This window comes from Methylobacillus sp. DLP286 (assembly GCF_056636515.1).
Map to the genome: position 1 here is coordinate 675,562 of NZ_CM153145.1, position 20,914 is coordinate 696,475.

Sequence of the window (20,914 nt, forward strand, 5' to 3'; positions counted from 1 at the left end):
TATTACGGTCGAATAAATAAATTTCAGTCGTGGTTTTATCGCTGGATTCCATGCCGGTTCAACGCCCAGGCCACGTGTTCACGGACCAGTTCAGAAGGGTCGTTGCGCCGTTGCTCCAGCGCCTCGACCACCTCGGGCGTCGTGGCGGCGTTGCCCAGCCCCACCGCGATATTGCGCAGCCATTGGACATGGCCGATGCGGTAGATGGCGCTACCCGCCATTTTCTCCTTGAAAGTGGCTTCGTCCCATTTGAACAGCTCCACCAGGCTGATGTTGTCCAGGCCGTGGCGAACCTGGAAATCAGCTTGCTGCGTCACCTGGGCAAAACGATTCCAGGGGCAAGTCAGTTGACAATCGTCGCAGCCGTACACGCGATTGCCGATCAGCGGCCGCAAATGCTCGGGAATGCTGTCCTTGAGCTCGATTGTGAGGTAGGAGATACAGCGCCTCGCGTCCACCTGGTAAGGCGCGACGATCGCCTGCGTCGGGCAGACGTCGATGCAGGCGGTGCACTTGCCGCAATGGCCGGATATGGGCTCGTCTACGGGCAAAGGCAGGTCGGTGTAGATTTCGCCGAGAAAGAACCACGAGCCGGCATTCCTCGACAGCAACAGGGTGTGCTTGCCGCGCCAGCCCAGGCCGGCCTTCTGCGCCAGCTCGACCTCCAGCACCGGCGCGCTGTCGGTGAACACGCGGTAGCCGAACTCGCCCACCTGTTGCGCGATCATGTCGCTGAGCTTCTGTAGGCGGTTGCGCAACACTTTATGATAGTCGCGCCCCAGCGTGTAGCGTGAAATGAAAGCCAGGCCGGAGTTCTGCATGACTTCTTCGCTGTCGCGCGCTTTTGGCGGCATGTAATCCATGCGTGCGGAAATGATGCTGATGGTGCCCGGCACCAATTCCGCGGGCCGGGTGCGTTTCTCTCCATGTTTTGCCATATAATCCATGGCACCATGGAAACCTTGGGCGATCCATTCCCTGTGGCGCGGCTCGGCGGCCGACAGATCGGTATCGGTAATGCCGACCTGTCCGAACCCCAGCTCCAGCCCCCAGCGCTTGATATCCGCCGCGAGGGATTCCCAGTTGTTTAAAGTTTGAGACATATGAGTGAGAATTTTACACTGGCCTTGGCCGATGAGGCAGCGACGTTGGCATTGGGCGCCAAGCTCGCCCAGGTGCTGACGCCCGGGATCAATATCTACCTGCATGGAGACCTGGGCGCAGGCAAGACCACGCTGGTGCGCGGCATACTGCGCGCGCTCGGCCACGAAGGCAAGGTCAAGAGCCCCACCTATACATTGGTTGAACCTTATACGGTTTCTAGATTAAACTTATATCACTTTGATTTGTACAGGTTTGTTGATCCGGAAGAGTGGGACGCTGCCGGATTCAGAGATTATTTCAACCCGGAGTCCCTATGCCTGGTCGAATGGCCGGAGAAGGCCCAGGAGCTGTTGCCTGCGCCTGACATCGATATCCGCCTCCAGCCCGAAGGGCAGGGCCGGCGGGTAATAGCAAGCGCCAATACTGATTCAGGAAAGCAATGCCTCACAAAACTCGACCTTATTTCCTAGCTTGCCTGCTGGGGTGGATGTTCGCCCTGGGCCTGTTGCCTGTCTACGCTGCCGACGTCATCCAGGTTTCTGCGGCACGGGTTTGGCCTGCCGAGGACTACACGCGTATCACGCTGGAAACCAGCAAACCGGTCAGCCATAGCATGGTCATGCTGAAAGACCCCGAACGCCTGGTGCTGGACCTGGACAATGTCGAGCTTGGCGCCGTGCTCAAGGGCCTGGGCGAGAAAATCAACCCGAACGATCCCTATATCCGCCAGGTGCGCGTGGGCAACTTCAAGCCCGGCACCGTCCGCATCGTGGTCGACCTCAAGGCGGAAATCAAGCCGCAGGTCTTCATCTTGCCTCCCGCCGGCGAATACAAGGACAGGCTGGTGCTGGACATTTACCCGGCCCAGGACCCCTTGATGGCTATGCTGGAGCAGCGCGGCAAGCCAGAGAATGCGCAGGCGCCCTTGCCCGAACTGCAGGTGGCCCCGGAATCCCCCCCGGCTATCGCCGATGTCACTCCCGACGTCGCGCCCGGCTCGCCTTCCGCCGACAAGCCAGCCGCGGTGGTCGCGCCTCCGAGCAATAAAAAGCCCGATGCGCGCATACTCACCATTGCCATCGATGCCGGCCATGGCGGCGAAGACCCAGGCGCCAAGGGCGCCAAGGGTTCTTACGAGAAAAACGTGACGCTGGCGATTGCGAAGAAGCTGAAAACCGCGATCGACGCCGAGCCCAATATGCGCGGCGTGCTGACGCGCGACGGCGATTACTTTATTCCCTTGCACGGCCGCGTCGTCAAGGCGAGGAAAATGCAGGCGGACTTGTTCGTCTCCATCCACGCCGATGCGGCATTGAGCGCGCAAGCGCGCGGCTCCTCGGTATTCGCATTGTCGGAGACAGGCGCGACCAGCGCCATGGCGCGGCTGCTGGCGCAGCGCGAGAACGAATCCGACCTGATCGGCGGGGTGAGCCTGGGCGTCAAGGACCCCAACCTGGCCCGCACCTTGCTCGATCTCTCTCAGACCGCCACCATCAACGACAGCCTCAAGCTCGGCAAGCTGGTGCTGGACCATATGGGCACCATCAACACCCTGCACAAGCGCCATGTCGAGCAGGCCGGGTTCGCGGTGCTGAAGTCCCCGGATATTCCCTCCATCCTGGTCGAAACCGCCTTCATCACCAACCCCGAGGAAGAGCGCAAGCTCAACGACGGCGCGCACCAGGACAAGCTGGTGAGCTCCATCCTCTCGGGAATCAAGAAATATTTCGCGGCGAACCCGCCCTTGGCCAAAACCAGAATAGTAGAAAAATAAACATGCAAATCAGTTTTCTTGGCGCCGCCGGGACAGTGACAGGCTCCAAGCACCTCGTGACCAGCGGCAACCGCCGCATTCTGGTCGATTGCGGATTGTTCCAGGGATTGAAGGTGCTGCGCCTGAAGAACTGGGCCAGGCTGCCGGTCGACCCGGCGACGATAGACGCGGTGGTGTTGACCCATGCGCACATCGACCATACGGGTTACCTGCCGCTGCTGGTCAAGCAAGGCTTCCGCGGCAAGGTCTATTGCAGCGAAGTCACTTTGTCGCTGTGCCAGCTGTTGCTGCGCGACTCGGCCCACCTGCAGGAGGAGGAGGCGCGCTACGCCAACAAGCGCGGCTATTCCAAGCACAAGCCGGCCTTGCCGCTCTACACCAAGGAAGACGCCGAGGCGGCATTGGAGCACCTGGTTGCCATACCTTTGGGACAAGATACCGAAATCCTGGACGGTATCACCGTCAAGCTACAGCTTGCGGGACATATCCTCGGCGCGTGCACGGTGCTGCTGAAGGACGAGCAGACCTCCGTCCTGTTCTCGGGCGACCTCGGGCGCATGGAAGACCCGTTGCTTTATGCGCCCACGCCGCCCGAGGCGGCGGACTACCTCGTGGTGGAATCCACCTATGGCAACCGGCTGCACGAGAAAGCCGCGCCCGAAACCCAGTTGGCAGAGGTCATCAACCGTACCGCCAAGCGCGGCGGCATTGTGCTGGTGCCCGTGTTTGCCGTCGGGCGGGCGCAGGAAGTGCTGTACTACATACACAAGATCAAGCAGGAGGGGCTGATCCCCGACCTCCCGGTTTACCTGAACAGCCCGATGGCGGTGGATGCGACGCTGATTTTCCTTACCCACCATGCCCAGCACAAGCTCAATGCGGCGCAGTGCCGGGAGCTGGCGAAGGTCGCCAAGGTAGTGAGCACCATCGAGGAGTCGATGTCCTTGAACGAATTGCGGGAACCTGCCATCATCCTGGCCGCCAGCGGCATGGCTTCCGGCGGGCGCGTGGTGCACCACCTCAAGGCGCTAGGTCCCGACCCGCGCAATACCGTGCTGTTCGCCGGGTTCCAGGCGGCCGGGACCCGGGGCGCGGCGCTGCTCGACGGGGCGGAAAGCGTCAAGATCCATGGCGAGTACGTGCCGATGCGCGCCGAGGTAGCTTCGATAGACAACCTGTCCGCGCATGCCGACTATCAGGAGATCATGCAATGGCTGTCGCAATGCCCGCATCCGCCGAAGCAGACCTTTATCGTGCACGGTGAACCTGTCGCCGCGGATGCACTCAGACACAGGATAGAAGAGGAAAAGCAATGGAATGTCATGGTTCCCGAGTATTTGCAAACCGTGGAACTCAATGGCAAATAGGGGCTTTGCTGCCGGGTCCACCGACCAGCGGCACGACAGGCCCTAGCCGGCAAACCCAGGCTGGCACAAAAGGTGCGTACCAAAAGTACGTGAATGCGGTAACCGAGGAACGATGCAATGAGTAAATATGCGCTGTACATCAAGTTGGAAGCACGCCCGGAAAAGCGGCAAGAGCTTGAAATTTTTCTGAAAAAAACCCTGCCCGTGGTCAAGGAAGAGGATGAAACCAAGACCTGGTATGCCTTCAAGGCGGCGGAAAACATTTATGTGATTTTCGACACCTTCAGTAGCCAGTACGGCCGCGATGCCCATTTGCAGGGCAAGGCGGTGGAGGCGCTGCGCCAGGTGTCGGACGACCTGCTGGTGCGTCCTCCCGAGTTCGTGCCGGTCGATCTGCTCGCGCAGAAAGTCGGCCTGGAGACGGAAGTGGTGGGCGATACCGACGTCAAGAAATACGGATTACGCTTCATCGACGGCCTTTGAACGGTTGAGACATTAGCCTGGCACGGGCATGCCGGGGTAGAATAGGCAGCTTGATTGTCCTTGAAGCCTGCCTCATCCCAGTATGCCGTCCATCAAGCTATTACCAGACCAGTTAATCAGCCAGATCGCCGCGGGCGAAGTGGTCGAGCGGCCAGCGTCCGCGCTCAAGGAAATCCTGGAAAACAGCCTGGATGCAGGCAGCAGCGATATTGCCGTGGCATTGCAGTCGGGCGGCATCAAGCAGATCAAGGTCACAGACAACGGCGGGGGCATCGCGCACGACGAGCTGCGCCTGGCATTGACCCGCCACGCCACCAGCAAGATTGCCAGCCTGGAAGACCTTGAATGCGTCGCCAGTCTGGGCTTCCGCGGCGAGGCCCTGGCGAGCATCGCCGCGATTTCCCGTACCCAGATCACCAGTTGCCACCCAGATGAAAAGCATGCCTGGCGCATTGCTTCCGAAGGCTCCTTTCTGACAGATATCGAGCCCGCGGCACTGGATGCCGGCACCATCGTCGATATCCAGGACCTGTATTTCAATACGCCCGCGCGGCGCAAATTCCTCAAGACTGAAAACACCGAGTTCGGCCATTGCGAAGAAGCGTTCCGCCGCGTGGCGCTGTCGCGTCCGGATGTGAATATGCTCCTGCAGCATAACGGCCGTGCCGTCGCCAGGCTTGCCGCAGGCAACGCAGAGAAGCGGTTCGAGGATATCCTGGGCCGGGATTTTGCCTCCGAGGCGTTTTACCTCGACGAATCGGCCGCCGGGCTCAGGCTTTGGGGCATGGCCGCGAAGCCCACTTTCTCGCGCCATGCGCGTGATACGCAGTATGTCTACGTCAACGGGCGTTTCGTGCGCGACAAACTGATCAGCCATGCCATACGACAGGCTTACCAGGATGTGCTGCATCATGACCGCCACCCGGCATTCGTTCTCTTTCTCGAGCTCGACCCGGCCCTGGTGGACGTCAACGTCCATCCGAGCAAGACCGAGGTGCGCTTTCGCGACGGACAGTCGGTGCACCGTTTCATTTTCCACGCGCTCAATAAGTCACTGGCAACGCCTGTGGGGCTTCCCGGCTCCCTGGTCCCTGGCATTGCCCCTCCCACAGCCGGCGGGCAAACGGCGGAGTCGACGCCTGTGGCCAGCTATCCGCGCTTCCAGAGCAATATCGACCTTCGTGCCAACGAGGCTTCCAGCCATTTTTACCAAACCCTGTTCGGCGATTTGCAGCAACAGGCAACGCCCGTTGCAGAGCTGGCCGTTGATGGCGACGGCGCGTCGCAGCCGTCTCCTTTGGCCGCTACGGTCCAAGCCGGGGCTGAAGCGGAAGATTTCCCGCTGGGATTCGCCGTGGCGCAGATCCATGGCGTTTATATCCTCGCCCAGAACAAGCTGGGGCTGATCGTCGTGGACATGCATGCCGCGCACGAGCGCATCATGTACGAAAAACTCAAGAATGCGCTGGATGCCAGCCGTGTCGCCATGCAGCCCTTGTTGCTGCCAGTGAGTTTTCATGCCGACCGGCTGGAGGTTGCGACCGTACAGGAGCAGCAGTCGCTTGCTGACAATGGCCTGGCCCAGCTTGGATTCGACATTGCCGTGCTGTCGCCGGCGACGCTGGCAGTGCGTGCCATCCCGGTCATGCTCAAGGATGCCGATGCAGTCGCTCTTGCGAGAGACGTGCTGGCGGACTTGCGGCAATACGGCGCCAGCCGCGCGTTCACCGAGCGCCGCAATGAACTGCTCGGTACCATGGCCTGCCATGCCGCGGTAAGGGCCAACCGTATCCTCACCATTCCCGAAATGAACGCGCTGTTGCGCGACATGGAGGCTACCGAGCGGTCCGGGCAGTGCAACCATGGCCGGCCCACCTGGTTCCAGATGACCATGGGCGAGCTGGACAAGATGTTCATGCGCGGCAAATAGCTTGCTGCGTTTATTAAGTTCATAAGTACCGCATTGAGCATGCCCGTTTCCCATCCTCCCGCCATCTTCCTCATGGGGCCGACTGCCAGCGGCAAAACCGGCCTCGCGGTGGAGCTGGTGCAATCCATGCCGCTGGAAATCATCAGCGTCGATTCGGCCCTGGTTTACCAGGATATGGACATAGGTACGGCTAAGCCGGAGGCGGACATACTGCAGCAGGCGCCTCATCACTTGATCGATGTGATCGACCCCATGCAGGTGTATTCGGCCGCGCAGTTCCGCGCTGATGCCTTGCGCCTGATGGCGGAGATTACCGCCAGGGGCAAGGTGCCGTTGCTGGTCGGCGGTACCATGCTGTACTTCCGCGCCTTGCAGCAAGGCCTGGGTGGTTTGCCTGAGGCGGATGCTGACATACGCGCCGAACTGGACAGGGAAGCGGAGCAAATCGGCTGGCCTGGCATGCATGCGAAGCTTGCCTCCATTGACCCGGAAACCGCCGCGCGCTTGCAGCCTGCGGATTCGCAACGCATACAGCGCGCGCTGGAAGTATACCGGTTGACGGGGCAGACCATGACGGCCCTGCACCGGCAGCAGGCTGCCGAAACCCTGCCTTACCGCCTGCTCAAGATCGCCCTGCAGCCCTCTGACCGCTCCGTGCTGCATGCGCGGATTGCCGATCGCTTCACTGCCATGATACAGGGCGGCTTGCTGGAGGAAGTGCAGGGGCTGTTGAAAAAATACCCAGGCCTGCGCCCGGACATGACCTCCATGCGCTGCGTGGGCTACCGGCAGACGCTGGAATATATCGCGGGCAATATTGACCACGATGGGTGGAAAGCGCAGGGCATCGCCGCCACGCGCCAGCTTGCCAAGCGCCAGCTCACTTGGCTGCGCGGCATGGACGACACTTTGATGCTGGACTGCCTGGCGCCGGACTTGTACGGCCAGGCGCATCGCGCGATCAGCGAGTTCCTGTCGGCAGTCTAGGAGGACTTCGCTAGCTGGCGGATGCGCTCGGCGGCTTCCATGCATTCAGCCAGTGACGCGACCAGCGCAATGCGGATGAAGCCATGCCCGGGGTTGACGCCGTGCGCCTCGCGCGCGAGGAAACTGCCCGGCAGAACCGTGACGTTATAGTCGCGGTATAGCCGTAACGCGAAGTCCGTATCCGATTGGCCGGTATAGGCCCAGAGGTAGAAGGCGGCGTCCGGCAGTTCCACATCCAATACCTCCTGCAATACCGGCGTGACGGCGGCGAATTTCTCCGCATACAGGCGGCGGTTTTCCACCACGTGCACTTCGTCCTGCCAGGCTGCGACGCTGGCGGCCTGCACGGCAGGATTCATGGCGCAGCCGTGGTAGGTGCGGTAGAGCAGGAATTTCTCGAGGATTTTCACATCGCCCGCGACGAAGCCCGAGCGCATGCCCGGCACGTTGGAGCGCTTGGATAGCGAGCTGAACACCACCAGGCGGCTGTAGTCGCGTCCGAGCAGGCGCGCGGCCTGCAAGGCCCCCAAGGGCGGCTCGGTTTCGTCGAAATAGATTTCCGAATAGCATTCGTCAGCGGCGATCACGAAGCCGTAGCGGTCGGAGAGGGCGAATATCTCTTTCCATTGCTCCAGGCTCAATACCTTGCCGGATGGGTTGCCGGGCGAGCAGACGTACACGAGCTGCGTGCGTTGCAGGACGCTTTCCGGCACGGTTTCGAACGCCATGCCGAAATCGTTGCCGGGCAGGGTGTTGAGGAAATAGGGCTCCGCTCCCGCCAGCAATGCCGCGCCTTCGTATATCTGGTAGAAGGGATTGGGGCTGATCACTACGGGCTGCGGCAGGCTGCTGTCGATCACGGTTTGCGCGAATGCGAACAGGGCTTCGCGGCTGCCGTTGACCGGGATGATCTCAGTCTCCGGGTTCAGTGCAGGGATCTGGTAGCGTTTCGCGATCCAGCTGGAAATCGCCTCGCGCAGCTTGGCAATGCCGAGCGTGGTGGGGTAGGTGGCAAGGCCGGCCAGGTTGTCGGCCAGCGCCGAGGAAACCAAGGCCGGCGTGGCATGCTTGGGTTCGCCAATGGATAAATTGATCGGCTGGTATTCCGGGTTGGGAGCAGTGCCTGCAAACAGGTCGCGCAGGCGCTGGAAAGGATAGGGCTGCAGTTTGTAGAGGTCAGGATTCATGGGGAGCATTATAAACCCTGACGCTCTTTGGCAATAGTTGTGCGCGGGCAATAGCCGTACGCACCGGCGCTAGGCGCCGAATTCCCCCTTCGCGCTTTCGTTCGTGAACCTGATCTTGAGCGACAAGTCGTTGCGCGAATCGGCGCTTGCCAGCGCATTGCCTTCCGAGATGTCGCCTTGGCTGAAGAGCTCGAACAGGGACTGGTCGAAGGTGCGCATGCCGATGTCCTGGTTGTTGGCCATGACTTCCTTCACCTCTTCCAGCTTGGACTTGAGGATAAGCTCGGCAATGTAGGGCGTATTGATGAGCACTTCCGTGGCGACGACGCGCTTGGCCTTGATCCCGGGAACCAGGCGCTGGGAAATGATCGCCGCCAGGTTGAGCGAGAGGCTGAGCTGTATGCCTTGCTTGCCGTCCGGCGGGAAGAACGACAGGATGCGCTCGAGCGCTTGGTTGGCGTTGTTGGCATGCAATGTAGCCAGGCAGAGGTGGCCGGTCTCGGAATACGAAATCGCGTGCTTCATGGTTTCCATGTCGCGGATCTCGCCAATGAGGATGACGTCAGGCGCTTGCCGCATGGCGTTCTTCAGGCCATTCTCGAAGCTCAGGGTATCGATGCCGATTTCGCGTTGGTCCACGACGGATTTCTTATGGTCGTGGATAAACTCGATCGGGTCTTCCAGTGTCAGGATGTGGCCATCGCGGCTGGCGTTGCGATGGTCGATCATGGAGGCAAGCGTCGTGGATTTTCCCGAGCCGGTCGCACCCACCACCAGGATCAGTCCGCGCTGGCGCATGATGAGCTCGTTCAATACGGGAGGCAGCCCCAGGCTTTGCAGGCTGGGGATGATGTGCTTGATATAGCGGACCACCATCGCCACCTCGCCGCGCTGGCGGAAGACATTGATGCGGAAGCGCCCAAGGCCATGCAGGCTGAGGGCAAAATTCATCTCCAGCGTCTGTTCGAATTCCTTTTGCTGGGCTGGCGACATCAGGGCATAGGCAATTTCCTTCACCATGCCCGGGGCCATGACCTGGGCATTGATCGGGATGGTCTGACCTTCGATGTCGATATGGATGGCGGTGCCGGTACTGAAGAATAGGTCGGAGCCGTTTTTCTCGACCATGAACTTGAGTATGGGGGTGATGTCGATTGCCGCCATGTTGCTTTCCTGATTTTTGTTTGTGCCTACTGTATCACAAGGCGCAGGCTCCATGCTGGTGCGCCCATTGCACCGCAGCCCGGCGCGCGCACCAATTCAAGGCGCCATTCCTGGCATGCCCCCCGCATTGAGCGGGGGGCCGGCATGGCGAAACAGGATTGCAGGCCAGATTTCCATGAATGACAGGGCGGTTCTGCAAAAAATGGACAAAAGCATCATCACGTCATGTCGTTGGCATAAGGATTGCATTGCCTCATGCAGAATTTCCCCACTTTTGCGTATGAACAGGCCATGCAGCTCTATATAAAACTCTTGAACAGCCCCTTGCAATCAGCCTCCGAAGCGCATGCCTCCCAGGGAGCGTCGCCTGTGGTGCTGGCGTTCCCTTGCGACCACGACCAGGAACTCCTGCATATCCTCGACAAGGTCTCGCTCGAATATACGGAGCAAGTGCTCGAGGAGGCTTACATCTGGTATGGGCCGGACGGCAGCCAGGGTATCGAAGAGCTGATGACCGGCGTCATGCCGTTCAATACCTTTTATGCCCGCATGCGGCACCCGTGGCTGCTGGAAGACTTGAGCCGGCACGTGGAAATGCACTTTCAGCCCATCGTGGATTTCACCCAGAACGGCAAGATTTTCGGTTACGAGGCCTTGTGTCGCTTGCGCGACCCCGATGGCAGGATGTTGAGCGGCGAGGATGCGTTCCGCCTGGCCAGGCAGGTGAACCGCGCCGTCGAGCTCGACATGGTGTGTCAGGACCTAGCCCTGGCGGGCAAGGCCAAGGCCATTCCTAATGGCACGCCTTTGTTCATCAACGTCTTGCCGCAAACCATCATGCGCGGGGACTGGCTATCGGTGATGCTGGATGCGCTTGACCGCCACGGCATGGAGCACCGCGACGTGGTGATCGAAATCGTGGAAAGCGAGGAAGTGTCGCCCGAGGTGCTAGCCAAGCACTGCGACGTGATCCGCACCCAGGGGTTGCGCATCGCGCTTGACGATATGGGCTCGGGTTTCAACGGCCTGAGTACCCTGGCGGTCGTCAAGGCGGATTTCATCAAGATCGACAGGGCCATCGTGCACGAGGCGCAAGGCAGCCGCGTGCGCACCGTGCTGCTGGAGGCGATCATCTCCATGGCGCAGCGCCTGGGATGCACGATCGTGGCCGAGGGGCTGGAGCGCGTGGAGGATATTACCTATTGCCAGGATCTCGGCCTGGTGTATGCGCAAGGATTCTATTTTGCCAAGCCCGAAGCAGTGCCGGCCCAAATGGTGACGGCGCTGCCGGCGCGGGATGAGTCTCATCGCTCCTCGATCCCGGATGAATTCCGCATCAACGAATTCGTCAGCCGCGGTATCACCATCGAGGTCAACACTCCCATAGACCAAGCCCGGAAGATGTTCATTGAAAACCCGGACGTGGCCTGCGCCGTGGTGCTGGACAATTTGCGGCCTATCGGCTTGCTGAAGCGCGGCAAGGTATTCACCTACCGCAACGATGCCTTGGGCAATTACTGCGACCCATTGCCGCGCATGATTACCTCGCGCATGCCTTCGGCCACGCTGGCGCGCGGCCTGTACCTGGAACGCGGCGAGATCGAGCCCTGGATCATGGTCAGCGACGATGGCGTCTATATCGGCATTGTGCATCCGCTGGAAATCATGTCGCAGATCATCAGCCGCAAGACCAGTTCGGGCAACCTGCACCCCTTGAGTCACCTCACCACAGGGCCGACATTGCGCCAGTCCCTGGATGTGAGCTTGCGCAACAATCCCACTACGCAGCTGGTCTATATCGATCTCGACCATTTCAAGGCCTACAACGACCGTTACGGCTTCATCCGCGGCGATGCCATGATCCGCCTGTTGTCCGAGATCGTGCGCCAGGAGTTCAACAACCGTGCAGGCGTGCTGGTCGGCCATATCGGCGGGGATGATTTCGTCTTGATCCTGGATCATGAGGACCCGGGGCTGGTCAACTTGCTATTGAAGGTGGTGAGCCACTTCCAGGCACTGGCGGTGCACCTGTACGACAGCAGCGACCTGGAGCGCGGCTTCTTTACTACCGAGGACGGCAAGGACCATCCGGTCGCGAGCGTCTCCATCGCGGTGGTCAACGGCAACCAGGGGCGCATTTCCAATAGCGTGGCAGCAGCCGAGCGCGCCGCCTCGCTCAAGAAAATCGGCAAATCCAATATCGGCAGCATCATTGTCGTGGAGTCGGACCCGCCACGCCTGGTCATTCCCCGCAGCGATGAATACATTAACTGGCAATCGCGCGCGCTCAATGCGCTCAAGCTGCTGCAGACCGTACCGCGCAATGCGGATGCGCATTGCCTGGATAGCTGCTTCTCCGACTATCCGTTCTTCGAAGTGGTGTTCGAGCTCAACCCGGACGGCAGCCAGCGTTTCGCAAACTGGATCAATCCCAATATGTACGGCAAGATCAAGGCGGGCGGGGCAGGGGCCGACCGCAGCCTGCAGGCTTATTACACCGCGGTGCGCGATTTGCTCAACCCCTATATCTCGAGCATCTACCTATCCACCGCGACCGAGGATTTCTGCCTCACGGTATCCTTGCCCTTATTCGATGCGGATGGCGGCTTGAGCAGCATCCTGGTGGCCGACATCAATATCGCCGCCATGGCAATGCTGAGCAGCCTGCCTGCCGAGCCTGAGGGAGCTAGCCTTGCTTCAACTGCGATAGCCTGAGGTAAAGCGCTTCAATGTCGCGGGTAAAGCGCCCGGTATCGAAAAGCGCCGAATGCTCGCGCGTGCTCAGCAACTGGTCCCGGTACTGCTTTAACAGCGCCGGCTCATGGGCAAGTTTCAGCGCCAGCGCTTCATAGGCTGCCAGGTCCGTTGTCACGAGCTCGCCCAGGCCAACAGTCTGCAGCAGGCTGGCAGCCACGCGGCTGGCGAAGGTGCCGCCGTGGCATGTGATCAGCGGGACGCCCATCCACAAGGCGTCGCTTGCCGTGGTATGGGCATTGTAGGGGATAGTATCGAGAAACAGGTCTGCATGGGCATGCCGGGCAAGATGCTGATCCATCGGCACCCTCGGGGCGAAGACTAGGCGCGAAGCCGCAATGCCATGGCTTTCCGCCGCCTGCCGCAGATTCCGGCTGGCCTCGGGGTGGCCTTGCAATAGCCAGAGCACGCTGCCAGGAGTCGCTTGCAGCAGCCGCATCCAGCAGGAAAACATTCCGGGCGTAATCTTGAAGCCTTGGTTGAAGCAGCAATACACAAACGCATTTTCAGGAAGGGCGCAGGACTCCCGGCTGGGCGCCGGGGCCACCGGGCGTTTGCGATCGTTGGGCTGGTAAACATGAGGCAGCAATGCCAGCCGCTCCGAATAATGATCTTGCTCGGTTTCAGGCGTAATGACCGCGTCGCTGATCAGGTAGTCGACGAAGGGCGCCCCCATGGTACCGGGAAACCCTAGCCAGGAGGCTTGTACCGGCGCAGGGCGAAGCGCCAGTATGCCGCTGCGGCTGGACTGGGTATAGCCGGTGAGGTCGATCAGGATGTCCACCTCGTCGGCATGTATCCTCTGTGCGGCGGCTTGCAACGACAGCGGGCGGATATCGACGAAGTGGTCCACGGCTTGTTGCAGGCGCAATCTTGCAGGGGTGCGGTCATCCACTCCATAGGAATAAGCGCTGACCTTGAAATGTTCCCTGTCGTGCAGTTCCAGCATCTCGGTGACGAGCGAGGCGAGCGGATGCAGCCGGAAATCGCAGGACAGGTAGCCGATATGCAGCTTTCCGCCGGTTCGGGACTTTGCTTGCAGTAAACTTGCTTGTGTTAATGGCGTTGCAGATAAAAGCTGTCCGTGACGGTTGTTCGTCCAGTTCTGCGCGCATTTGAGCTGCTCCGCAGGCGTGGTGCCAGACATGGAGAGAAAGGCGAACGGCGACACCTGGGCCTCGGGAATGTCGTTGACCCAGCGCCTGATCTCGGCAATATCGGCATCGAGGTGTTGCCAATCGCAGAGGTGCTGCCGCTGGTGCACCAAATGCACGCGGGCATGGTAGAGCCTGGGATTGATCGCCAGCGCCCGCTGGTAGCAGGCGACGGCTTCAGGCAGTTGCTGCAGCTCGCGCAATACGTTGCCCAGGTTGTTGTGCGCATCCGCATCCTCCGGGGAGATTGCCAGCGCGCTGCGGTAGCTTTCCGCTGCCAGGGCTGCCTGTCCCTGCTCGCGCAAGGCGTTGCCGAGGTTGTAGTGCCACGCGGCGTTACCCGGCTGCAGCGCAACGAGGTCGCGGAAATGCCGTTCGGCCTCGGCGAAATGGCCCGCCTGCTGCGCCTGGTTGCCCAGGGCCTGCAACACATTGCCCAGCCCGGCATGGATGTCTGCATCCTGCGGCGAGCGCTGCCTTGCTTCAATGTACGCAGCCCTTGCAGCGGCAAGGTCGCCTGCCGCATATTGCGCCGCTCCGAGGTTCTGCCAGAGGTCGCCGTCGCCAGGCGCCAATGCCAGGCCCTGGCGGAATTGGTGGATGGCGGCATCAAGCTGGCCGTCGGCGCGCAATGCCAGCCCGAGGTTGTTGTGCTGGTCGGCATCGCCTGGGTTGATGCGGATGGCGTTAGCTATCAATTCGATAGCCTGCTGGTGCCTGCCGGACTGGTGGCAGAGCACGCCGTAATAATGCAAACCGTGGGCATGCCGGGGAGCGGCGGCCAGCAACTGCCGGTAGAATTGTTCCGCCTGTTTCAGTTGCCCCTGGCGGTGCGCATCAAGGGCCGCATGGAATAGCTGGTCTGGATTCATGCCCTGCATTAAACCATATTAAAGACAATCAACGCAGCGGGTGGCATGCCAGGCCGCGCACCAGGCGCTTCAATCCCAGTTTGCGCAACGCGAAGCGATTGGGGTCCAGGGCGGCAAGCAGCTCGCTATCGACCGGGGCGGGTTCGTGATGGATGGCGCAGGCCAGCATTTCCGCCGCGATCGGGGCGGTGGTGAGCCCCCTGGAGCCATGGCCGGTATTGACGTACAGCCCTGGCAGCCAAGGCAGGCTGGAGGCCGGATCGGCAGTGTAACGCGGCGGCTTGGCCTCCAGCAGGGCGGCATCCAGTACAGGGCCTACCAATGGCAGGTAGTCCGGGCTGGTACAGCGGATGGCGGCGCGGCCTTGAGGCGATTGCGGCGTCAGGGCGGCGTATAGCGACGGCGCCATGCGCTTGAGCATGTCCAGGTTCTGCTCGTGCTCTTCATCGCGCACCGAGATCGCGGTGTCTCCCGGGACAAAAGTCGCTCCCAGGCAATAGCCGTCATCGATCAACGGGCTGATGTAGCCGTCCGTGCACAGCAGGGTATGCAGCACCGGTGCTCCAGCGACATGTTTGAGCTGGCTGATCTGCCCGCGTACCTGCTCCAGCGGCAAATGGCGGGTCTGGGCAAAGCCGGCAGCTTGCGCGGCATTGGCGACGACGACGATGTCTGCCTCGTCCAATAGCTGTTCACCCGTCCATACCTGCCAGCCGTTGCCGTGCTGCCTTAACTCGGTGGCGCGCGCGACAAATGTCAGCATGATGTTGGCGTGCGCGGCCAGCGCTTCGCAATAAGCCCGCGGCCTGACCCAGCCGGCCTCGGGGAAATGCAGGGCGCCATATTGCAAGGCAATGCCCGCAATCCTGCCGGCCTGTTCCCGGTCGACCCAGTGCAGCAGTTCGGGTGAAAGCCCCTGCTCGGCGATGGTCCGGCAGCGCTCCAGCTCGCGTTGGTCGAAAGCCAGTTGCAGCATGCCGCAGCGCGCATGGAAGGCTGCATCCAGCCCAAGCTGCCGGAGCAGGCGCAGGCTATGCAGATACCCTGCAAGCGAAAGGCGGCCCAGCGGCACGTCCTTGCGCGCGAGCTTGGGATAGAGCACGCCCACTGGGTTTCCTGAGGCATGTTGCGCCAGCGCCGGTTCCTGCTCGACTAGGTTGACCTGCCAGCCCCGCGTGGCGAGCGCGTGGCTGCTGGCCGTGCCGGCAATACCGCCGCCGATAACGACGGCGCGTCCGGCTTGCCTGGCGGGACGTTCGCCCCACGTGAAGCGGCCGCACAGCATTTCGCGCTTGCGCCCGTGCCCGGCGACCTTGCGCACCTCGAAGCCGGCGGCCTGCAGGCCGCGCTTGACGGTGCCTGCGCTGGTGAACGTGGCAAAGGTGGTCTGCTTGTGCGAGAAGGCGGCCATGCTGGCGAACAGCTCCTCCTGCCACATCTCCGGGTTGCGCGAAGGCGCGAAGCCGTCCAGGAACCAGGCGTCGGCGCGGCTGTTCAATTGCGGCAGCAATGCGAGCACATCGCCAATCAATAGTGTCAGCTGCACCCGTCCCTGGCAAAACACCAGCCTTTGCCAGCCGGGAACGATCTGATGGTATTCGGAGAGGAGGGCCGCGCTGTAATGTCTTAACTCAGGCCATAAGTCCAATGCGCGGGCGAGGTCGGCGCGGCTGAGCGGGAATTTCTCGATGCTGACGAAATGCAGCCTTGCATGGGAAGGGGCTATCCGCTCCCACAATTCCCAGGCGCAGAGGAAATTGAGCCCGGTGCCGAAGCCGGTCTCGACAATCGTGAATGCGTCCTGCTGCAATGCCTGCCAACGTTCCGCGAGCTGGTTGTGGCGAAGAAACACATGGCGCGTCTCCTCCAGTCCGCTTTCCCGCGAGAAATACACGTCGCCGAAATGCGCAGAATAGGGCTGGCCTTCGTGCCATTCCAGCAATGCCTGATGGGGAGGTTGTGTAGACATGTTCTTTTTTGACCGGCTTGATTATAATATTTCGTTATATTTTAAAGAAAATAATGCAGTCGCTTGTCAAACCGCCATTTTCCAAAGAAAGCATATCATCATGAAATCAACTGCCTTGCGCCTGGCTTTATCTCTGAGCCTGCTATTCAGCCTGGCCGCACATGCGGAACCTGCGCGGGTCGCGGCGGCAGCCGACCTCAAGTTCGTCCTCGAGGAACTCACCCAGGCATTCGAGAAACAAGGCGGGGAAAAGCTCGCCGTCACCTACGGCTCCTCTGGCGCCATCACGACGCAAATCAGCAATGGCGCGCCCTTCGAGCTTTTTCTTTCCGCGGATGAGGCGTATGTGGCCAAGCTCAATAGCGGCGGCTTCACCCGGGACGAAGGCGTATTGTACGCTACCGGCCACCTGGTCATTGTGGCTCCCAAGCAAGCAGCATTGGAAGTCGATCCCGAACTCAAGGGTTTACAGGCTGCCTTGAAGACTGGCAAACTGCAACGCTTTGCCATTGCCAACCCCGAGCATGCGCCTTACGGCCGCCGCGCGGTCGAGGTGCTGAAGCATGCGGGCATCTGGGAGCAGATCCAGCCCAAGCTGGTGCTGGGGGAGAACGTCGCCCAGGCAGCCCAGTTTGCCACCAGCGGCTCTACGGACGGCGGCATTGTGGCGCTATCGCTCGTGAAATCACCTCAATTGGTCAATACCGTGAAATATGCAGAAATCCCTGAAAGCTGGCACAGTCCGCAACGCCAACGCATGGTATTGCTCAAGAGCTCCGGCAGCAATGCCAAGACATTCTACGACTTCCTGCAGCAACCTGCGGCTCGACAAGTGTTTCGCCGTTATGGTTTCGTCCTGCCCGGCGAGTAGACGCTGATGGATTGGATCGCCCTCGGGCTGTCACTCAAGCTGGGTCTCATGACCATTATCGTGCTGGTGCCGCTGGCGTTGCTGGCCGCGCGCTGGCTGGCCTATCGCCAGTTCATTGGGAAGCCGGTCATGGAAGCCTTGCTGGCCGTGCCCTTGGTTTTACCGCCCACCGTGGTGGGCTATTACTTGCTGGTCGGCCTGGGCAGCCAGTCATGGCTCGGGCAATGGCTTATGCAGTGGACCGGCCATCTGTTGGTGTTCCATTTTTCCGGCTTGTTGATCGCCTCCATCATCGTCAATATCCCGTTTGCCGTGCAGCCGATCCAGCGCGGGTTTGAATCCATTCCGCAGGAAGTGCGCGATGCCGCGGCGTGCTGCGGCATGTCCCCGTTGCGTACCTTGCTGACCGTGGAGCTGCCCTTGGCCTGGCCCGGCATTGTGACTGCCATGGTGCTGACGTTTGCGCACACGCTGGGCGAATTCGGCGTCGTCCTCATGGTGGGCGGCAGCTTGCCTGGCGAAACCAAGACCATCGCGATCAGCATCTACGACCGGGTGCAGGCGCTGGATTTCGATGCGGCGGGCAGCATGTCCTTGATGCTGCTGCTGTTCTCCATCATCGTGCTCGCGCTGGCCAACAGCCTTTCCAAGCGCTTTGGCCGTCGCGGAAACTACCATGAAATCTGAACTGCGGCTGGACATCCGGCAACAAAGGCCATTTGCCCTCAATGCAGCACTGCATTGCCGGGCCGGCGAGCTGCTGGCCTTGCTAGGGACGTCAGGCTGCGGCAAATCGACCTTGTTGCGCATGATCGCGGGCTTGCAGCATGCCGAATCCGGCCTCATCAGCCTCAACGGCGACACCTGGTTCAGCGATAGCGTCAAGCTGAAACCCCAGCAACGCCGCATCGGGTATGTCCCGCAGCACTATGGCCTGTTCCCCCACATGACGGCGCTGCAGAATGTCGCGGCAGCCTTGCATGGCTTGCCCAAGCAGGAGCAGTCGGCACGCGCCAGGGAATGGCTGGAGAAAGTGCAGCTGGGCGCATTCGCACAGCGTAAGCCAGCCGAGCTTTCCGGCGGCCAGCAGCAGCGCGTTGCGCTGGCGCGCGCCTTGACAGCCCAGCCCAGCATCCTGTTGCTGGACGAGCCTTTCTCGGCTCTGGACAGCATCACCCGGGATGGCCTGTACCGCGTCCTGGCGATGCTCAAGCCGCAACTCAACATTCCCATGATTCTGGTCACGCACAACCTCAACGAGGCCCAGCTGCTCGCGGACAAGATTGCCGTGATGGGGCAGGGCTGCATCCTGCAAGAGGGAACTCCAGGCGATGTAGTGAAGCAGCCCTTGAACCGTGCCGTGGCCGGATTGATCGGGGTGCGCAACATCTTCTCCGGCACGATAGTACGCACTTCCGGGGCGCGCAGCGTGCTGGCGGTGGGCGACCAGGAGCTAGAGTTGCAACGCATTCTTCCAGCTGGTACAACCTTGCATTGGTGCCTGCCGCAAGAGGCAATACGCCTGGCGGCATCGACAGGCGAGCCAGCCAGTCTTGCAGGCAATATCAGCCACCTGGTCCGCCTGGGCGAGCATTGGCTGGTCAGCGTCAGTTTGCCCGGGACAAGCTATATACTGGAATTGCAATGTCCGGCCACCATTCCGCTGGCTATCCAGCAACCGGTCCGGCTGGCAGTGCGCACTGAGCAAATCCACATTCTCGAGGCCTAGCTGCGTGAACTCCTTAACAATGCAAGCGTCATGTCCTTCGGCATGGCTGGTAGAACACAGCCATTACATCAAGCCCGGAGGGCGGGTGTTGGACGTGGCCTCCGGCGCCGGACGCAACGCCGTCTGGCTTGCACGGCAGGGCTTCAGGGTAACGGCAGTGGATCGTGATGCGGCGGGCTTGGCTACATTGAAAAGCCAGGCTCCCGACATTGAGGTGCAGGTACGCGACCTCGAGCAAGGCGCTTGGCCTTATGTTGGCGAATACTTCGATGCCATCGTGGTATGCCGCTACCTGCACCGGCCGTTGCTGCCTGTATTGGCGGGCAGCCTGGCGCTTCAAGGGGTGTTGATCTACGAAACCTTCATGCAGGGACATGAGCAATACGGCCGGCCGAGCAATCCTGATTTTCTCCTGAGAAGCAACGAGCTGGCCGACACATTCAAGCCGCTGCTGAGGATAGCGGCTTACGAGGAGGGGTTGTTGCAGCTGCCACCCAACCCTGCAGTATTACAGCGCCTGGTGGCACTCGCACTATAGTTTGCGGCGCTACAGTTTGAATCGACCGAACTTGAACGGGATCACCTTGCCGATGACCTTGAAGCGCTTGGCTTCTTCCGCGGTATAGACCTCTGGCGGCAGGTCGCCGTCGTTATCGTTCCTGACCACCACCGTGCCATCCAGGCGCAGCTGTACCCGCTTGATGCGGATGAAATCGTTCTGGCCGATCACGAACACGGCATTGTCGTCGAAAGAGCGGCAGCGTATATCCACCAGCACCTCGTCCCCGTCATGCATGGAAGGCTCCAGGCTGGTGCCCCTCACCGTGAATATCTTCAGGTGCTGGTAGGGCGTGTCCAGCTGGCTGCTGGCCGGATTGAAATCGATGCTTTCCACCAAGTACTCTTCAAGCGATTCGTAACGGTAGTTGGGTTTGTCATATCTCGCCACTCTGCTGGAGGAGACGACGTAATCATTCGCCACATGCGCCTTGGCGCCGGAGCCGGTACTGTAGCGGTGGGGTGCCGGGCGGCCGTTGGGATATTGCTTATTGATTAATTGCAGCAGTTCCGCCGGGGGATGGTATTTCTTCGTGCGGCCTTTCCTGCCTCTGCTCGCCACTTCGATATAGGGCCATTTTTCCGCATTGACGATGACATCCCAACCTTGGCGGGTTCCTGGCTTGCCGGGCAAGCGCAGCTCAGCCAGCTCTTTACATGAAAAATACAGTGATTCGTTCTCGACTTTAGGGGGAGTAGGGGTTTTCATAAATAAATATTGATTTAATTGTTGACAATTGATAATTTATTTTTACTATAAAATCGTTGTCAAAATTGAATTGAAAGCATCTTCATTTTCGTGATAGCCCAAGCAACTGCGCTGTCGTGCCGAGCCAGCAGCAAGGCGGACAGTGTCAATTGATTATCATACTCTTGATGAACCTATATGTAACCCATATATAGGGGCGCATGGGTTTGTTTTATTAATTGAGCGATTACAATTAATTAATACGCCGCCCGCATTTAAAAAGCTACCGGCTTCTTCACAGCATCCAGCATATATTTTCGGCT

General features: G+C 60.3%; 17 protein-coding genes. 11 read left to right on the plus strand and 6 right to left on the minus strand.

The features are described from left to right. Positions 1–35: 35 nt before the first annotated feature. The gene (gene queG, locus ACWXTG_RS03135) at positions 36–1,103 is read right to left on the minus strand and encodes a tRNA epoxyqueuosine(34) reductase QueG (RefSeq protein ID WP_480220658.1); all 1,068 of its coding nucleotides are present in this window, start codon (positions 1,101–1,103) and stop codon (positions 36–38) included. Between queG and tsaE the strand changes: the two genes are divergently transcribed. The 6 genes from tsaE to miaA all read left to right on the plus strand — a co-directional run bounded on the left by tsaE (position 1,104) and on the right by miaA (position 7,645). Next, on the plus strand, positions 1,104–1,574 hold the full coding sequence (tsaE, locus tag ACWXTG_RS03140) for a tRNA (adenosine(37)-N6)-threonylcarbamoyltransferase complex ATPase subunit type 1 TsaE (protein ID WP_407994798.1): 471 nt from the start codon (positions 1,104–1,106) through the stop codon (positions 1,572–1,574). It abuts the gene before it with no gap. Positions 1,575–1,591: 17 nt separating this feature from the next. Next, positions 1,592–2,878 (plus strand): N-acetylmuramoyl-L-alanine amidase, encoded by a 1,287-nt coding sequence (locus ACWXTG_RS03145; protein ID WP_480221200.1) that lies wholly within the window; start codon positions 1,592–1,594, stop codon positions 2,876–2,878. Positions 2,879–2,880: 2 nt separating this feature from the next. Next, positions 2,881–4,245, plus strand: a complete 1,365-nt coding sequence (locus ACWXTG_RS03150; protein ID WP_480220659.1) for an MBL fold metallo-hydrolase RNA specificity domain-containing protein — start codon at positions 2,881–2,883, stop codon at positions 4,243–4,245. 117 nt (positions 4,246–4,362) lie between these two features. After that, positions 4,363–4,728: a putative quinol monooxygenase gene (locus ACWXTG_RS03155; RefSeq protein WP_309565214.1), complete on the plus strand. Its 366-nt coding sequence runs from the start codon at positions 4,363–4,365 to the stop codon at positions 4,726–4,728. Positions 4,729–4,810: 82 nt separating this feature from the next. Next, positions 4,811–6,658: a DNA mismatch repair endonuclease MutL gene (mutL, locus tag ACWXTG_RS03160; protein ID WP_480220660.1), complete on the plus strand. Its 1,848-nt coding sequence runs from the start codon at positions 4,811–4,813 to the stop codon at positions 6,656–6,658. 39 nt (positions 6,659–6,697) lie between these two features. Beyond that, entirely contained in the window at positions 6,698–7,645 is a 948-nt protein-coding gene (miaA, locus tag ACWXTG_RS03165) for a tRNA (adenosine(37)-N6)-dimethylallyltransferase MiaA (RefSeq protein WP_309565216.1), read from the plus strand. Here miaA and dapC read toward each other — a convergent pair. Together dapC and ACWXTG_RS03175 are read right to left on the minus strand one after the other, a co-directional pair. Beyond that, complete coding sequence (gene dapC, locus ACWXTG_RS03170; RefSeq protein WP_480220661.1) at positions 7,642–8,832, minus strand: succinyldiaminopimelate transaminase; 1,191 nt, start codon at positions 8,830–8,832, stop codon at positions 7,642–7,644. The two genes, miaA and dapC, sit on opposite strands and share 4 nt — an antisense overlap. Before the next feature lie 69 nt (positions 8,833–8,901). Further along, the gene (locus tag ACWXTG_RS03175; RefSeq protein WP_407996580.1) at positions 8,902–9,996 is read right to left on the minus strand and encodes a PilT/PilU family type 4a pilus ATPase; all 1,095 of its coding nucleotides are present in this window, start codon (positions 9,994–9,996) and stop codon (positions 8,902–8,904) included. Positions 9,997–10,287: 291 nt separating this feature from the next. Here ACWXTG_RS03175 and ACWXTG_RS03180 point away from each other — a divergent pair, with 291 nt between their 5' ends. Continuing rightward, positions 10,288–12,711, plus strand: coding sequence for an EAL domain-containing protein (locus ACWXTG_RS03180; protein ID WP_480221201.1), 2,424 nt, complete (start codon positions 10,288–10,290; stop codon positions 12,709–12,711). On the opposite strand, the gene ACWXTG_RS03185 is transcribed toward ACWXTG_RS03180, so the two are convergent. Beyond that, complete coding sequence (locus ACWXTG_RS03185) at positions 12,683–14,776, minus strand: O-linked N-acetylglucosamine transferase, SPINDLY family protein (protein ID WP_480220662.1); 2,094 nt, start codon at positions 14,774–14,776, stop codon at positions 12,683–12,685. The genes ACWXTG_RS03180 and ACWXTG_RS03185 overlap by 29 nt on opposite strands. A 28-nt stretch (positions 14,777–14,804) precedes the next feature. Further along, complete coding sequence (gene mnmC, locus ACWXTG_RS03190; RefSeq protein ID WP_480220663.1) at positions 14,805–16,745, minus strand: bifunctional tRNA (5-methylaminomethyl-2-thiouridine)(34)-methyltransferase MnmC2/FAD-dependent 5-carboxymethylaminomethyl-2-thiouridine(34) oxidoreductase MnmC1; 1,941 nt, start codon at positions 16,743–16,745, stop codon at positions 14,805–14,807. Between the two features lie 100 nt (positions 16,746–16,845). Here mnmC and modA point away from each other — a divergent pair, with 100 nt between their 5' ends. From modA to ACWXTG_RS03210, 4 genes are read left to right on the plus strand one after another with little or no spacing between them, the layout of a single operon-like run. Further along, positions 16,846–17,616, plus strand: a complete 771-nt coding sequence (gene modA / locus ACWXTG_RS03195) for a molybdate ABC transporter substrate-binding protein (RefSeq protein ID WP_480220664.1) — start codon at positions 16,846–16,848, stop codon at positions 17,614–17,616. Positions 17,617–17,622: 6 nt separating this feature from the next. Then, positions 17,623–18,303, plus strand: coding sequence for a molybdate ABC transporter permease subunit (gene modB, locus ACWXTG_RS03200; protein ID WP_480220665.1), 681 nt, complete (start codon positions 17,623–17,625; stop codon positions 18,301–18,303). Continuing rightward, on the plus strand, positions 18,293–19,345 hold the full coding sequence (locus ACWXTG_RS03205; protein WP_480220666.1) for an ABC transporter ATP-binding protein: 1,053 nt from the start codon (positions 18,293–18,295) through the stop codon (positions 19,343–19,345). Before modB ends, ACWXTG_RS03205 begins: the two co-directional genes overlap by 11 nt. A gap of 19 nt (positions 19,346–19,364) precedes the next feature. Further along, entirely contained in the window at positions 19,365–19,883 is a 519-nt protein-coding gene (locus tag ACWXTG_RS03210; RefSeq protein WP_480220667.1) for a class I SAM-dependent methyltransferase, read from the plus strand. 9 nt (positions 19,884–19,892) lie between these two features. On the opposite strand, the gene ACWXTG_RS03215 is transcribed toward ACWXTG_RS03210, so the two are convergent. Beyond that, positions 19,893–20,612 (minus strand): S24 family peptidase, encoded by a 720-nt coding sequence (locus tag ACWXTG_RS03215; protein ID WP_480220668.1) that lies wholly within the window; start codon positions 20,610–20,612, stop codon positions 19,893–19,895. Between the last annotated feature and the right edge of the window lie 302 nt (positions 20,613–20,914).

Excerpts from the sequence above, each read along its gene's own strand:
- modA (WP_480220664.1), top strand. The coding sequence starts at position 16,846 with ATGAAATCAACTGCCTTGCGCCTGGCTTTATCTCTGAGCCTGCTATTC.
- ACWXTG_RS03215 (WP_480220668.1), bottom strand. The coding sequence starts at position 20,612 with ATGAAAACCCCTACTCCCCCTAAAGTCGAGAACGAATCACTGTATTTT.
- mnmC (WP_480220663.1), bottom strand. The coding sequence starts at position 16,745 with ATGTCTACACAACCTCCCCATCAGGCATTGCTGGAATGGCACGAAGGC.
- ACWXTG_RS03145 (WP_480221200.1), top strand. The coding sequence starts at position 1,592 with ATGTTCGCCCTGGGCCTGTTGCCTGTCTACGCTGCCGACGTCATCCAG.
- tsaE (WP_407994798.1), top strand. The coding sequence starts at position 1,104 with ATGAGTGAGAATTTTACACTGGCCTTGGCCGATGAGGCAGCGACGTTG.
- ACWXTG_RS03210 (WP_480220667.1), top strand. The coding sequence starts at position 19,365 with ATGCAAGCGTCATGTCCTTCGGCATGGCTGGTAGAACACAGCCATTAC.
- ACWXTG_RS03175 (WP_407996580.1), bottom strand. The coding sequence starts at position 9,996 with ATGGCGGCAATCGACATCACCCCCATACTCAAGTTCATGGTCGAGAAA.
- modB (WP_480220665.1), top strand. The coding sequence starts at position 17,623 with ATGGATTGGATCGCCCTCGGGCTGTCACTCAAGCTGGGTCTCATGACC.
- dapC (WP_480220661.1), bottom strand. The coding sequence starts at position 8,832 with ATGAATCCTGACCTCTACAAACTGCAGCCCTATCCTTTCCAGCGCCTG.
- ACWXTG_RS03150 (WP_480220659.1), top strand. The coding sequence starts at position 2,881 with ATGCAAATCAGTTTTCTTGGCGCCGCCGGGACAGTGACAGGCTCCAAG.
- ACWXTG_RS03205 (WP_480220666.1), top strand. The coding sequence starts at position 18,293 with ATGAAATCTGAACTGCGGCTGGACATCCGGCAACAAAGGCCATTTGCC.
- miaA (WP_309565216.1), top strand. The coding sequence starts at position 6,698 with ATGCCCGTTTCCCATCCTCCCGCCATCTTCCTCATGGGGCCGACTGCC.
- queG (WP_480220658.1), bottom strand. The coding sequence starts at position 1,103 with ATGTCTCAAACTTTAAACAACTGGGAATCCCTCGCGGCGGATATCAAG.
- mutL (WP_480220660.1), top strand. The coding sequence starts at position 4,811 with ATGCCGTCCATCAAGCTATTACCAGACCAGTTAATCAGCCAGATCGCC.
- ACWXTG_RS03185 (WP_480220662.1), bottom strand. The coding sequence starts at position 14,776 with ATGAATCCAGACCAGCTATTCCATGCGGCCCTTGATGCGCACCGCCAG.
- ACWXTG_RS03180 (WP_480221201.1), top strand. The coding sequence starts at position 10,288 with ATGCAGCTCTATATAAAACTCTTGAACAGCCCCTTGCAATCAGCCTCC.
- ACWXTG_RS03155 (WP_309565214.1), top strand. The coding sequence starts at position 4,363 with ATGAGTAAATATGCGCTGTACATCAAGTTGGAAGCACGCCCGGAAAAG.